This is a genomic window from Rhodovulum bhavnagarense (assembly GCF_004343505.1).
Lineage (GTDB): Bacteria > Pseudomonadota > Alphaproteobacteria > Rhodobacterales > Rhodobacteraceae > Rhodovulum > Rhodovulum bhavnagarense.
In genome coordinates this window covers 390344-403897 of sequence record NZ_SLXU01000001.1, presented here as the reverse complement: position 1 = coordinate 403897, position 13554 = coordinate 390344, and the positions used below count along the sequence as shown (strand labels likewise).

At 63.1% G+C, this 13554-nt stretch carries 15 protein-coding genes; 9 read left to right on the top strand and 6 right to left on the bottom strand.

The features are described from left to right. The first annotated feature begins 87 nt into the window (after positions 1 to 87). Genes accB through aat form a run of 3 tightly spaced genes read left to right on the top strand, consistent with a single transcriptional unit; the run spans position 88 to position 2610 of the window. On the top strand, positions 88 to 573 hold the full coding sequence (accB, locus tag EV663_RS02050) for an acetyl-CoA carboxylase biotin carboxyl carrier protein (RefSeq protein ID WP_132950087.1): 486 nt from the start codon (positions 88 to 90) through the stop codon (positions 571 to 573). A gap of 12 nt (positions 574 to 585) precedes the next feature. Beyond that, the gene (gene accC / locus EV663_RS02045; RefSeq protein WP_132950086.1) at positions 586 to 1935 is read left to right on the top strand and encodes an acetyl-CoA carboxylase biotin carboxylase subunit; all 1350 of its coding nucleotides are present in this window, start codon (positions 586 to 588) and stop codon (positions 1933 to 1935) included. 30 nt (positions 1936 to 1965) lie between these two features. Continuing rightward, entirely contained in the window at positions 1966 to 2610 is a 645-nt protein-coding gene (aat, locus tag EV663_RS02040) for a leucyl/phenylalanyl-tRNA--protein transferase (protein WP_132950085.1), read from the top strand. Here the strand turns inward: aat and EV663_RS16005 are convergent. From EV663_RS16005 to EV663_RS02015, 5 genes are all read right to left on the bottom strand, one after another. Next, a complete protein-coding gene (locus EV663_RS16005; protein ID WP_341799027.1) occupies positions 2574 to 3137 on the bottom strand; it encodes a DUF2155 domain-containing protein in 564 nt (187 codons plus the stop codon). The two genes, aat and EV663_RS16005, sit on opposite strands and share 37 nt — an antisense overlap. Beyond that, positions 3134 to 3595 carry an outer membrane lipid asymmetry maintenance protein MlaD gene (mlaD, locus tag EV663_RS02030; protein ID WP_132950084.1) on the bottom strand — a complete coding sequence of 154 codons (462 nt, stop codon included), beginning with the start codon at positions 3593 to 3595 and terminating at the stop codon, positions 3134 to 3136. The genes EV663_RS16005 and mlaD overlap by 4 nt, the downstream gene beginning before the upstream one ends. Before the next feature lie 3 nt (positions 3596 to 3598). Beyond that, a complete protein-coding gene (locus EV663_RS02025) occupies positions 3599 to 3982 on the bottom strand; it encodes an NADH:ubiquinone oxidoreductase subunit NDUFA12 (protein WP_132950083.1) in 384 nt (127 codons plus the stop codon). Between the two features lie 142 nt (positions 3983 to 4124). Then, positions 4125 to 5387, bottom strand: a complete 1263-nt coding sequence (gene clpX, locus EV663_RS02020; protein WP_132950082.1) for an ATP-dependent Clp protease ATP-binding subunit ClpX — start codon at positions 5385 to 5387, stop codon at positions 4125 to 4127. Between the two features lie 168 nt (positions 5388 to 5555). Next, entirely contained in the window at positions 5556 to 6188 is a 633-nt protein-coding gene (locus tag EV663_RS02015) for an ATP-dependent Clp protease proteolytic subunit (protein ID WP_132950081.1), read from the bottom strand. Positions 6189 to 6360: 172 nt separating this feature from the next. On the opposite strand from EV663_RS02015, the gene EV663_RS02010 reads away from it, so the two are divergent. Then, a complete protein-coding gene (locus EV663_RS02010; RefSeq protein WP_132950080.1) occupies positions 6361 to 7593 on the top strand; it encodes an FAD-binding domain-containing protein in 1233 nt (410 codons plus the stop codon). A 6-nt stretch (positions 7594 to 7599) separates the two neighbouring features. Here EV663_RS02010 and EV663_RS02005 read toward each other — a convergent pair whose 3' ends face one another. Beyond that, entirely contained in the window at positions 7600 to 8085 is a 486-nt protein-coding gene (locus EV663_RS02005) for a MarR family winged helix-turn-helix transcriptional regulator (protein WP_243697848.1), read from the bottom strand. 252 nt (positions 8086 to 8337) lie between these two features. Between EV663_RS02005 and ectA the strand changes: the two genes are divergently transcribed. The 5 genes from ectA (at position 8338) to EV663_RS01980 (ending at position 13553) form a co-directional block, all read left to right on the top strand. Continuing rightward, the gene (gene ectA / locus EV663_RS02000) at positions 8338 to 8877 is read left to right on the top strand and encodes a diaminobutyrate acetyltransferase (RefSeq protein WP_425057101.1); all 540 of its coding nucleotides are present in this window, start codon (positions 8338 to 8340) and stop codon (positions 8875 to 8877) included. A gap of 45 nt (positions 8878 to 8922) precedes the next feature. Further along, entirely contained in the window at positions 8923 to 10212 is a 1290-nt protein-coding gene (ectB, locus tag EV663_RS01995) for a diaminobutyrate--2-oxoglutarate transaminase (protein ID WP_132950078.1), read from the top strand. Between the two features lie 4 nt (positions 10213 to 10216). Beyond that, complete coding sequence (locus tag EV663_RS01990) at positions 10217 to 10612, top strand: ectoine synthase (RefSeq protein ID WP_132950077.1); 396 nt, start codon at positions 10217 to 10219, stop codon at positions 10610 to 10612. Positions 10613 to 10663: 51 nt separating this feature from the next. Continuing rightward, positions 10664 to 12097, top strand: a complete 1434-nt coding sequence (locus EV663_RS01985; RefSeq protein ID WP_279432533.1) for an aspartate kinase — start codon at positions 10664 to 10666, stop codon at positions 12095 to 12097. Positions 12098 to 12344: 247 nt separating this feature from the next. Next, entirely contained in the window at positions 12345 to 13553 is a 1209-nt protein-coding gene (locus tag EV663_RS01980) for an ABC transporter substrate-binding protein (protein WP_132950075.1), read from the top strand. The last annotated feature ends 1 nt before the right edge of the window (position 13554 follow it).

Below are 13554 nucleotides of genomic sequence, written 5' to 3'. Positions count from 1 at the left end.
TTCCCCTCGCGTATAAGCGGCCCAATTTCAATGCAGGATGCGGGCGCCGGGCGCGAGTGGCGAACGCGCAACCGATCGAGGACTGGCATGACGAAAACTTCCCACGAGGCGGATGTGGCTTTCATTCAGGCGCTTGCGGAACTCCTGCGCGAGCACGACCTGACCGAACTTCAGGTCAAGCGCGAATATGGCGAGGACGACTCTCTGGATGTCCGGGTGTCGCGCAGCGCCCCCGCCCCGGTCGCCGCGGCCACGCCAATGATGGCCGCAGCCCCGGTCGCGGCCCCGGCCCCCACAACCGCCGCCACGGACTCCCCGGCCGAAGATCCCGCACTGCATCCCGGCGCGGTAACTTCGCCCATGGTCGGCACCGCCTACCTTCAGGCCGAACCGGGCTCTGAACCGTTCGTCAAGCTGGGCAGCACCGTCACCGAGGGTCAGACACTACTGATCGTCGAGGCGATGAAGACCATGAACCATATCCCCGCGCCCCGCTCTGGCACCGTGAAACGCATTCTGGTCGAGGATGGCGCGCCGGTCGAATTCGGCGCCCCCCTTATGATCATCGAATAAGGCGCCCGCCCCATGTTCGAAAAAATCCTCATCGCCAATCGGGGGGAAATCGCGCTGCGCGTCATCCGCGCCTGTCGCGAAATGGGCATCCGTTCGGTCGCGGTGCATTCCACCGCCGATGCCGACGCGATGCATGTGCGCATGGCCGACGAAAGTGTTTGTATCGGTCCCCCGCCGGGCACTGACAGCTATCTTTCAATCCCGGCCATCATCTCTGCCTGCGAGATCACCGGCGCCCAGGCGATCCATCCGGGCTATGGCTTCCTGTCGGAAAACGCCCGCTTCGTGCAGATCGTCGAGGATCACGGCCTGACCTTCATCGGCCCCTCGGCGGAACATATCCGCATGATGGGCGACAAGATCACCGCCAAGGAAACCATGAAGGCGCTCGGCGTGCCCTGCGTGCCGGGATCGGACGGGGGCGTGCCGGACCTTGAAACCGCGCGCCGCGTGGCCGCCGAAATCGGGTATCCGGTCATCATCAAGGCCACCGCCGGCGGCGGCGGGCGCGGCATGAAACTGGCGAAAACCGCCGACGAGCTGGACCATGCCTTTCAGACCGCCCGTGCAGAGGCGAAGTCAGCCTTTGGCAATGACGAGGTCTATATCGAGAAATATCTCGGCAAGCCTCGGCATATCGAGATCCAGGTCTTCGGCGACGGCAAGGGCCACGCGGTTCACCTGGGCGAACGGGACTGTTCGTTGCAGCGACGTCACCAAAAGGTTTTGGAAGAGGCCCCCGGCCCGGTGATCGATGCCGACACCCGCGCACGGATCGGCCAGATCTGTGCCGAGGCTGTCGCCAATATCAACTATATCGGCGCGGGCACGATCGAATTCCTCTACGAGAACGGCGAGTTCTACTTCATCGAGATGAATACCCGCCTGCAAGTGGAACACCCCGTAACCGAGGCGATCTTTGGCGTCGATCTTGTACGCGAACAGATTCGGGTCGCAGAGGGACAGCCGCTATCGTTTACGCAGGACGAACTGCAACTCAACGGCCATGCGATCGAGGTTCGGATCAACGCTGAGCGGCTGCCGAATTTCGCCCCCTGCCCCGGCCGGATCACCGCCTATCACGCGCCCGGCGGCCTGGGCGTGCGGATGGATTCGGCGCTTTACGACGGCTATTCGATCCCGCCCTATTACGACAGCCTGATCGGCAAGCTGATCGTGCATGGCCGCGACCGCGGAGAGGCTTTGGCGCGCCTCAACCGGGCGCTGGGCGAACTGATCGTGGACGGGGTCGAAACCACCGTTCCGCTTTTCCGTGCGCTTTTGTGCGAACCGGATATCCTGGGCGGCAACTACGATATCCACTGGCTGGAACGCTGGTTGGAGTCCGGGGCCGAGCTGTGAGTCAACGCCCCGATTGTTGGGGCTGAGACGGTGCAAGGCCCCGCCCTCACTCCCGAACTTCTGCTGAATGCCTACGCGGCAGGTGTTTTCCCGATGGCCGAATCGCGCGATGACCCCGAGGTGTTCTGGGTCGATCCGCAGCGTCGGGGGATCATGCCGTTGAATGGCTTTCACATCTCGCGCAGCCTGCGGCGCACGATCCGGCGTGCCGTGTTCACGATCCGCACAGATACAGATTTCGCAGGGGTGGTGCGCGGCTGTGCCGATCGCGACGAGACCTGGATCAATGACAGCATCTTTCGCCTTTATAACGAGTTACACGAAATGGGCCATGCTCACTCGCTAGAGGTCTGGCAGGATGGCGCGTTGATCGGCGGGGTTTATGGCGTGACGCTGCGTGGCGCATTTTTCGGCGAAAGCATGTTTTCACGGCGGACTGACGCCTCGAAGGTGGCGTTGGCCTACCTGGTCGACCGGCTGCGCGCGGGCGGGTTCCGGCTGTTTGACACCCAGTTCCTGACCGACCACCTGGCGCGGTTGGGCGGCATCGAGATAAGCCGTGAGGATTATCGCGTGAAACTTGCCACGGCGCTTCGGTCTGAGGCGGATTTCGATCGACAGGGCGCGATCCCGTCGCCTCAGGACTTGTTACAGCGCAGCACCCAGATATCGTAGCGTGGATGGTCGAGCGCGTTCAACGCCGGGCTGGAGGCAAGCATCCAGCCCGAAAACAGGGGCCTGTCCTGCCCTTCCTCGTGGATCGTGAGAAAAGCAAAGGCGTCCGACGCCGGGTTGTCCGCCGGATATCGGCATTCGCCCAGAACCACGCTCAGCCGACCCACCCGCCCGACCTGACCGGGAGAAAGCGACAGATCAACAGTCTCACCAGACACCCTGTCCAACCAGCGCAGCACCGCACCAGATGCGGCCACCTCGGTCACCAGGTCGGGCGTCGCCATCGGCTCGGTATCAAAACCGATCCCGTCCGGGATGGGCGTGTCGTACATTTCCAGAACCGGGCCACCCTCCAGCGGGGCGGGAACGATCTCTATCGCGCCCGGATCCATGTCAAGCGTGGGTGCATCTTCCAGCGGGAGAACAGCCCAGCCCTCCGAGGGCCAGCCCTGTTGAGAGGACTGCTCTTGGGCGGAAAGCGGCGCGGCCACCACCGTCAGCGCAAGCGCCGCGAGACGGATATTCATGTGGCATCGTCCCCGGACGCAGTAAAGAACTTCATCAAGAGGTTGATCAGGCTGACCGCGCCCTGTGTGTCCAGCATCTCGTCGCCCGCGGCAAGATTGAAAGGTGAACCACCCGGCATGATCTCTATGAACGTTCCGCCCAACAGCCCCTCCGAGGACACCAGAACCGTACTGTCATCGGGAAGCTCGATCCCCTCTTTCACGGTGAAACGGGTATCTGCGCGAAAGGTTTCAGAGTTCAGGTCGAGGGCGGTAACGGTTCCCACCTTGACCCCGGCCAGGCGCACATCGGTGCCCACCGAGACCCCCTCGACCGAGCGAAAACTGGCCGTCAGTTCGTAATGGCCCGACTTGCCCCCGCCCAGATCGGCGATATTGGCGGCATAGACGAAAAAGCCAAGCGCCAGCGCAAGCACCGCACCGCCGGCCATGATCTCTGAAGAGCTGTTCTCGGCCATCTGTTATTCCGGCTGCCATGCCTCGTAATCGCGCCGCTCTGCGGGCTGCGCACGGCGCAATGACCCCGAAGGCGCATAGGCGAAAGGCGTACCGGTCAGGTTCGCGGAATGGGGTTTTTGCCACGACTTTTTCGGCAGGGGCGCCTCGGTCGGCGGCGTGTCATAGGTATGGTGCAGCCAGCCATGCCAGTCAGGCGACACACGACTGGCCTCGACCTCGCCATCGTAGATAACCCAACGCCGCTTTCCGTCACGGGACTGGTAAAAGACATTTCCCTGCTCGTCCTCACCGACCTTCTGGCCGTTGCGCGCGGTAAAGAGCCGGGTGCCAACAGTTTCGTTGTTCCACCAGGTCACGAGTTTCAAAACGCTGTCGATCACGCCCATGCAGTCCTCCCGATCATTTGCCAAGATATGGCGCAAGCGCGTGGCAAGGTCCAGCGTCATGGCCGCGCGGAGCGGCTCGCGACCTGTTACAGCGACGGAGCGGGCGCCCCTCAGCGCTCCGCAGGACAAAGGCGCGATCAGCTCACCCGGCGCTCGCGCCTTCCTTCTTGTGGTCGGCATAGATCATCAGCGGTGCCGCCTCGGCGGAAACGGCCTCTTCGTTGACCACGACCTCTTCGACACCCTCCATGCCGGGAAGGTCGAACATGGTATCCAATAGGATGTCTTCCATGATCGAACGCAAACCGCGCGCGCCAGTCTTGCGGGCGATCGCCCGCTTGGCAATCGCGCTCAGCGCATCGTCGGTAAAGGTCAGCTTGACATCCTCAAGCTCGAACAGGCGCTGATACTGCTTGACCAGTGCGTTCTTCGGCTCTGTAAGGATCTGCACCAGGGCATCCTCGTCGAGGTCTTGCAACGTGGCGATCACCGGAAGGCGGCCGACGAACTCGGGGATCAGGCCGAACTTCAGCAGATCCTCGGGTTCGAGTTCCTTGAACATCTCGCCTACGCCACGCGAATCGTTCTCTTTCACATCGGCGCCGAAACCGATTGCCGAGCCCTTGCCGCGCTGGGCGATGATCTTTTCCAGCCCCGCAAAGGCGCCGCCGCAGATGAACAGGATGTTGGTGGTATCCACCTGCAGGAATTCCTGCTGCGGATGCTTGCGCCCACCCTGCGGCGGCACGCTGGCCACCGTGCCCTCCATGATTTTCAATAGCGCCTGTTGAACGCCCTCGCCCGACACGTCGCGGGTGATCGAGGGATTGTCGGACTTGCGCGTGATCTTGTCGACCTCGTCGATATAGACGATGCCGCGCTGGGCGCGTTCGACGTTGTACTCGCTGGCCTGAAGCAGTTTCAGGATGATGTTTTCCACGTCCTCGCCGACATAACCCGCCTCGGTCAGCGTGGTGGCGTCGGCCATGGTAAAGGGCACATCCAGGATGCGCGCCAGCGTCTGCGCAAGCAACGTCTTGCCGCAGCCGGTCGGGCCGATCAGCATGATGTTGGATTTCGCAAGCTCGATCTCGGATTTACCCGCGTGGTTGAGACGCTTGTAATGGTTGTGAACCGCGACCGACAGCACCCGCTTGGCATGGGCCTGACCGATCACGTAATCGTCCAGAACGTCGCAAATATCCTTGGGCGTGGGAACACCGTCGGCGGATTTCAGGCCGGTGGCCTTGGTTTCCTCGCGAATGATGTCCATGCAAAGCTCGACACATTCGTCGCAGATGAACACGGTCGGCCCGGCGATCAGCTTGCGCACCTCGTGCTGGCTCTTGCCGCAGAACGAGCAGTAGAGCGTGTTTTTCGAGTCGCTGCCGGAACTATTCGCCATGTCGGTCCTCTAGGCTTTCTCTATGGCCCGCCATCGCGACGGACGCGCCCCCTTGCGGGACAAGCACCCCATCAGGGTAGGGCAGGTCAGTGTGAGGCACAACGCCAAAATAGGCCGCGCCAAGAGCGGGTTCCGAGGCGCGTATCGCTGCGCGCCCCGATGTCGGGATCAGCTTTCGCCGCCCCCTGCGCCAACGCGGCTTTCGACGATCTCGTCGATCAGGCCCCAAGCCTTGGCCGCCTCGGGATCCATGAAGTTGTCTCGCTCCAGCGCGTCGACGACTGCCTGGAATTCCTGGCCGGTATGCTTCACATAGATGTGGTTAAGCCGGTCCTTGAGTTTCTGCGTCTCTTGGGCGTGGATCATGATATCCGTTGCCTGCCCCTGGTAACCGCCCGAGGGCTGATGCACCATGATCCGCGAATTAGGCAACGAGAAACGCATGCCCGGCGCGCCGGCCGCCAGCAAGAGCGACCCCATCGATGCCGCTTGCCCGACTACCAGCGTGGACACTTTCGGCTTGATGTATTGCATCGTGTCATAGATCGACAGGCCGGACGTCACCACTCCGCCGGGGCTGTTGATATACATCGATATGTCCTTGGACGGGTTTTCCGCCTCAAGATGCAAAAGCTGCGCCACGATCAGGCTGGCCATCCCGTCATGGACGGGGCCGGTGACGAAAATGATCCGCTCTTTCAGCAGGCGCGAGAAGATGTCGTAGGCGCGTTCGCCGCGCGATGTCTGCTCGACCACCATGGGCACGAGGTTTTGCATGTAGTGCTCGATCGGATCGGTCATGTAGGCCTGCCTTCGATGTTCAAGGGGACAGGATGTGCCCCGGATACCAAACGGAGTCTTAGTGGCGCGCCCGCAGCCCTGCAAGGGCAAGCGGGACGTTTGTGCCAGGATGGTTGAACCGGCGCGATCGCGAGATATCTGGCGGGCACTCCGCCGGCAAAAGAGGCAGATCATGACCACCCGCTTTCCTCCCACCAGAGATGCCGCGCTGGACCGACTGGCCCGTTTCGTGCCGCGCGCGGGCCGCGACTATGCCGCGCGGCGCAATTTCGACCTCGGCCCCGGACAGCACCTGCATGTCTCTTGCCTTTCGCCATGGTTGCGCCACCGCGCGCTGACCGAAGAGGAAGTGCTGCGCGCCGTTCTGGCCCGCCACACGCCGGTGCAGGCAGAAAAGTTCATACAAGAAGTGTTCTGGCGAACCTATTGGAAAGGCTGGATGGAACAACGTCCCGATAGCTGGGTGCAATACCGTGCCGGGCTGAATCGCGCCCGCGACCGGATCGCAACCGAGGACGGGCTGCGCGCGCGCTGGGCCTCTGCCTGCCAGGGCACGACCGGGATCGACGCGTTCGACGCCTGGGCACGGGAACTGGTACAGACCGGATACCTTCACAACCACGCGCGCATGTGGTTCGCCTCGATCTGGATCTTTACCCTGCGCCTGCCCTGGGAACTGGGCGCCGATTTCTTTCTGCGGCACCTGCTGGATGGTGACCCTGCGTCGAACACGCTTGGCTGGCGCTGGGTTGCGGGTCTGCAAACGCGCGGCAAGCATTATCTCGCCCGCGCTGACAATATCGTGACCTATACCGGGGGACGGTTCCATCCCCGCGGGCTGGTGGCCGAGGCCGCCCCCCTAGAGGGCCCGCCACCGCCCTCGCCTGCCCCACTGCCCAGCGCCACCCGCCTGCCGTCCGGGAGGGTCGGGCTGTTGCTGACCGAGGAAGATCTTTCGCCGGGATGGCTGATCGAGGCCGGGATCAGACCCGTGACAATGGCCGCCCTTTTGTCCCATGCGCGCCGTTCGCCGCTGGCCGTTTCGGCAGGCGTGACGGAATTTACCCGCGCGCTGGCGGCCGACGCGCTGGCCCGCATATGCGATGACGGCCCGATCCACGAGACACCGGAGGCCATCGCAGACTGGGCCGCGGAACACGATCTGGCGGTGGTTGCGACGGCCCATGCCCCGACCGGACCTGCCGCAGAAGCGCTGGCCACGCTTGAAGCGGCCCTTGCCGATCGGGCCATCGCGCTGACCCGTCATCCCCGCCCCTACGACCTGCGCGCATGGCCGCATGCGACCCGGGGCTTTTTCCGTTTCAGGCAACACATCCCCGACCTGCTGGCCGCGATCGGGGCAGGCAAGGCAACGGCGAACGCAACAGGCGCACCCGCCCCCTGACCACGCTCAGCCCGCAGGCGTGTTACGCTTTATGTCGCCCAGGTCCAGCACCGGGGCCACATCCATGTTGCCCGCATCCAGCAGCCCCGCCACACGTTCGAGCGCGGCGACGATCATCGCCTGTTCCCAGTCAGGCAGAGCGTCGAAGGCATGCACATAGCGATCATGCAACGGATCGGGCGCCCGCGCGATCGCCTCGCGCCCCGCATCAGTGATAAAGATATTCATCTGCCGTCGATCGGCATCAGATCGGCGTCGGTCGACCAGCCCCTTGGCGACCAGCCGGTCGATCAGGGTGGTCATCGTGGCCTGCGACACGCCCATGCGCGCGGCAATTGCCTTGGGCGTGCTGCGTCCGGTCTCTGCCACGATCTGAAGCACGCGAATCTGCACTGCTGTCAGGCCGGCGGCCTTGGCCAGTTCCCGGCCGTAAAGCTCGGTCGCGCGCAGGATGCGCCGTAGCGCAACCAGACTGACATCGGATCGTTTCACCACACCACCCCCGGATAACGCCGCCCGGCCGGTTTTCCACCAACTGCACGCGGGCGCAAGTGCCACAAATTCGTCACACGAAGGATAATACCGCCCGCACACACAAAATACTTCGCAAAAGATAATCATCAAACCCGATCAAAGAAGACAAAAACAGATAAAATAAGGGAATTTTCGAGCATACCCTTAGTCTATTGAAATTTATGATGACTAACTATATACAACGGAGCAACAGAACGAGGACTGAACGACATGGGCCAAGCCAGCACCGACACCCCGCCTGCCGAAACAGGACAAATCACTTTTCGCATGCCGCGCGACGAGGATGGCGCGGCCGTGTGGGCACTGATCCGGGCCAGCAGGCCGCTCGACGAGAACTCGCTTTACTGCAACCTGTTGCAATGCGACCATTTCCGCGACACCTGTATCGTTGCCGAGACGGAAGGTGACATCGTGGGCTGGATTTCCGCCTACGTTCTGCCGAAAGATCCCGAAACGCTGTTCATCTGGCAGGTCGCCGTGTCGGAAAAGGCACGCGGACGCGGCCTGGGGCGCAAGATGCTGTTCGAGCTCGTTGAACGCGAGGCCTGCGCAGAGGTGATGCGGCTTCAGACCACGATCACGCCGGACAACACCGCATCATGGGGACTGTTCCGCAGTTTTGCCCGCAGCCTTGGCGCGCGGCTCGAAGACGAACCCTATTTCAAGCGTGACCGCCATTTCGAGGGCAAGCACGCGACCGAATACATGGTCACGATTTCCCTCGCCGAGGAGCTGCGGCAGGCCGCCTGAGCCCCGCCGCGCCACCCAATCCAGAAAACCCGAGAGGTATTTTCGATGTCGACTGCCAAGACAGCCGAGCCCACCATTTACGAGCGCCGCGAATCCGAGGCGCGCAGCTATTGCCGCAGCTTTCCGGTCAGCTTTGCCCGCGCACAGGGCGCGACGCTGACCGATGCCGACGGCAATTGCTACATCGACTTCCTGTCCGGGTGTTCGTCACTGAATTACGGCCATAACGACCCCGATATGAAGGCTGCGCTGATCGAGCATGTCTCGACCGACGGGCTCGCCCATGCCTTGGACCTGCACACGGATGAAAAAGCGGCCTTTCTGGAAACGATCGAAACGCTGATCCTGCGCCCTCGCGGGATGGACCACAAGGTGATGATGACCGGCCCCACCGGCACCAACGCGGTCGAGGCCGCGATCAAGCTGGCGCGCAAGGTCACCGGCCGCAAGAACGTGATCTCTTTCACCAACGGCTTTCACGGCATGACGCTGGGCGCGCTGGCGCTGACCGGCAACCAGGGCAAACGCGCCGGCGCCGGTGGCGTCACGCTGCCCGACGTTACACGCATGCCCTTCGAAGGCGCGCTAGGAGAGGATGTCGATACCCTTGCGGTGATCGAGACGATGCTGTCGAACCCCTCGTCGGGGATCGAGCCCGCGGCCGCCTTCGTGGTTGAGCTGGTGCAAGGTGAGGGCGGGCTTAACGCCGCCTCGACCGAATGGGTGCAAGGTATCGCGCGGATCGCCAGGGCGCATGGCGCCCTCTTGATCGTCGACGACATCCAGGCCGGCATGGGTCGCACCGGCAGCTTCTTCAGCTTCGACCACATGGGGGTGGAACCCGACATGGTGACGCTGGCGAAATCGTTGTCGGGCTTTGGCCTGCCCTTTGCCTGCGTGCTGGTGCGCCCGGAACATGACATCTGGAAACCGGCCGAACATAACGGCACCTTCCGCGGCAACACCCATGCCTTTGTCACCGCCCGCGTGGCGCTGGAAAAGTTCTGGGCCGATGACCGGCTACGCAACCAGATCGCGTTGAAATCCCAGGTGCTGGAGGAACGGTTGCACGGCATTGCCGCGCGTATCGACGGCGCCCGGATCAAGGGCCGCGGCATGATGCGCGGGATCGATGTCGGCAGTGGCGAACTGGCCGGGCGCATCTGCGCAGAAGCGTTCCGCCGCGGCCTGATCATCGAAACTTCGGGGGCCCATGACGAGGTGGTCAAGGTGCTGGCACCGCTGACCATTCCGATGGAACAGTTCAAGCAGGGGCTAGATGTCCTGGAGGCGGCCGTCGATACCCTTGTCCCTTTCCCCATGGCGGCGGAGTAAGCCCATGATCGTTCGAGATTTCAACAAGCTGAAAGATACCAACCGCGCGGTTTCGGACGCGCAATGGACCTCTGTTCGAATGCTGCTGGCCGATGACGGGATGGGCTTTTCATTCCACATCACGACGCTTTACGCCGGAAGCGAACATACGTTTCATTACAAGCACCATTTCGAGAGCGTCTACTGTATCTCGGGGCGTGGCGCGATCACCGATCTGGCCACGGGCGAAACCTTCGAGATCCGGCCCGGCGTGATGTACGCGCTGGATCAGCATGACAAGCACACCCTGCGGGCCGACGAAGACCTGGTCATGGCCTGCTGTTTCAACCCGCCCGTCACCGGCAACGAGGTCCACCGTGAGGACGGCTCTTATGCGCCGCCCGCGAGCGCGGCGGAATAAATTCATTTCAAAGGGGCGCGCGCAGGGCCAACCCGCGCGCGGAACATGAGAGTGACCAAGCAAAAGCATACCGTCGAAAAGATTGGCGGCACGTCGATGAGCCGCGTCCATGAACTGGCCGACACCCTGTTCATCGGCAGCAGGACGGGCGACGAACTGTATAACCGCATCTTCGTGGTCTCGGCCTTTGGCGGCATTACCAATCTTCTGCTGGAACACAAGAAATCCGGCGAACCGGGGGTCTATGCGCTGTTTTCCAACGCCGATAACGACCAGGGTTGGTCAGATGCGCTGAATACCGTCGCCGAGGCGATGCGCAGGGCCCATGACACCGTTCTGGATCACCCCGCCGACCTTGCCGCCGCCGATGATTTCGTGCGCGAACGGATCGAAGGGGCGCGCTCCTGCCTGATCGACCTGCAAAGGCTGTGTTCCTACGGGCATTTCCGGCTGGCCAGCCACATGGCGGTGATCCGGGAATTGCTGTCGGGACTGGGCGAGGCGCATTCGGCATTCGCCACCGCGCTCATGCTGCGCCGTCACGGCTTGGACGCCCGCTTCGTCGATCTGTCGGGCTGGCGCGATGAGGGGCATTACACGCTGGACGAACGCATCGCCCAAGGGCTGTCGGACGTGGACCTCGCCCGCGAGATGCCTATCGTAACGGGCTATGCGCAATGCGCCGAGGGCCTCATGGCGGAATTCGATCGCGGCTATTCCGAAGTGACCTTTTCCCGCATCGCCGCACGCACCGGTGCGGCAGAGGCAATCATCCACAAGGAATTCCACCTTTCCTCGGCCGATCCGAAACTGGTAGGGCCGGAAAACGTGGTCAAGCTGGGTCATACCAATTACGACGTGGCAGACCAACTGTCGAACATGGGAATGGAGGCGGTGCATCCCAAGGCCGCCAAGATGCTGCGCCAGGCAGGTATCCCGCTGCGCGTGACCAACGCTTTCGAACCCGAAGATCCCGGAACCCTGATCGACGAGGCCGAGGCAGGATCGCGGCGCGTTGAAATGGTAACGGGCCTGGGCGTGTATGCGCTGGAACTGTTCGAACAGGATATGGTGGGCGTGAAAGGTTATGACAGCGCGATCCTGGACGTGCTGACCCGTCATAACGTGCGGATCGTGGCCAAGACCTCGAACGCCAACACGATCACACATTACCTGGATGCGCCATTGAAATCCGTGCGCCGGGTCGAGCACGATCTCGAAACGCTTTACCCCGGCGCCACGCTGAAAGCGCGCAACCTGGGCGTGGTTTCGGCCATCGGGCGAGACCTGTCGGGGCTCAGGGTACTGTCACGCGGGCTGGACGCGCTGGAGGGCGCGGGAATCCAAGCGGTGGCCGTCCAACAAACCACCCGAGACGTCGACGCGCAATTCGTGGTGCCGCGCGACCGGATGGACGAGGCGATCCGAGCCCTGCACGCGATGCTGGTCGAACGCGATTGCAAACGCCCGCAACTGGCGGCCTGAGGCGCGCGGCCCGGCAGGTAAGTGCGGGGCCTGTCTTTTGCACGGGCCACCAAAACGAGCCTCGACGGGCCGTTCGGTTGCGGCAGGCCAGGGCCGGGCCTCGCGCGCCCGTGCCGGGCGCGTGTCTCCGGCGGGGTATTTTTCGCCAAGAAGAACGAGGCGATCACGCTGTTTTTTTCCCTTTGCGTTTCCTAAGGACGCCATCCCTTGGCATAAGGGGGCCAGGAAAATGGAGTGAGCCCCAGCCATGACGATCCTCGCCCGCCTATACGCGCTTGCCGCACTTGTCACGACACCCGCCTGGGCCGATCCCGATCCCGCCGACTGGCAGGGCGTGCTGGAGCAGGCGCGCGGTCAGACGGTCTATTGGAACGCATGGGGAGGCGCCACGGCAACGAATGCCTTCATCCGCTGGGCGGGCGACAGGGTCGAGGCGCGCAACGGCGTGAGGGTCGTACATGTCAAGCTGTCGGACACGGCCGATGCGGTCAGCCGGGTCCTGGCCGAGCGGGCCGCGGGCAAGCATAGCGGCGGGGCGGTCGACCTGATCTGGATCAACGGGGCCAATTTCGCCGCGATGAAGGAGGCGGGCCTGTTATTCGGGCCCTGGGCCGAAGCACTGCCGAACTGGCGCCTGGTCGATGTGGCAGGCAAGCCCGCGCTGCGTTCGGATTTCACGGTGCCAACCGAGGGGCTGGAAGCACCCTGGGCCATGGCGCAGGTGGTCTTTTACCACGATACCGCGCGCCTGCCGGACCCACCACAGAGCATGCCCGCGCTGCTGGACTGGGCCAAGGGCAATCCGGGCCGCTTTACCTATCCCCAACCACCCGATTTCCTGGGCAGCACCTTTCTGAAGCAGGCTCTTTACGAGTTGGTTTCCGACCCGTCGCTGTTGCAAGGCCCCATCGAGGCGGTGGATTACGCAGAGGTGAGCGCCCCGCTCTGGGCCTTTCTCGACGAGCTGACCCCGCATCTGTGGCGCCAGGGTCGCGCCTATCCGCAGAGCGGGCCGCGCCAGATCCAGTTGATGGCCGATGGCGAGATCGACCTCGCGATTTCCTTCAGCCCCGGCGAGGCCTCTACCGCCATCGCGAACGGGCAGTTGCCCGACACGGTACGGACTTTCGTGCTGGAAGGCGGGACCATCGGCAATGCCAGCTTTGTCGCGATCCCTTACAATGCGACGGCAAAAGCGGGCGCGATGGTGCTGGCCGATTTCCTGTTATCCCCCGAAGCGCAGGCGCGCGCGCAGGATCCGGACGTTCTGGGCTATGGCACGGTCCTGGCGATGGACAAGCTGGCACAAGTGGATCGCGCGCGGTTCGCGGAGCTGGACATGGGCATTGCGACGCTGAGCCCCGAAGAGCTGGGCCCCGCCCTGCCAGAGCCACATCCGAGCTGGATGCGGCAGCTCGAGGCCGACTGGATGGCCCGATACGGCTTGGGCGACTGAG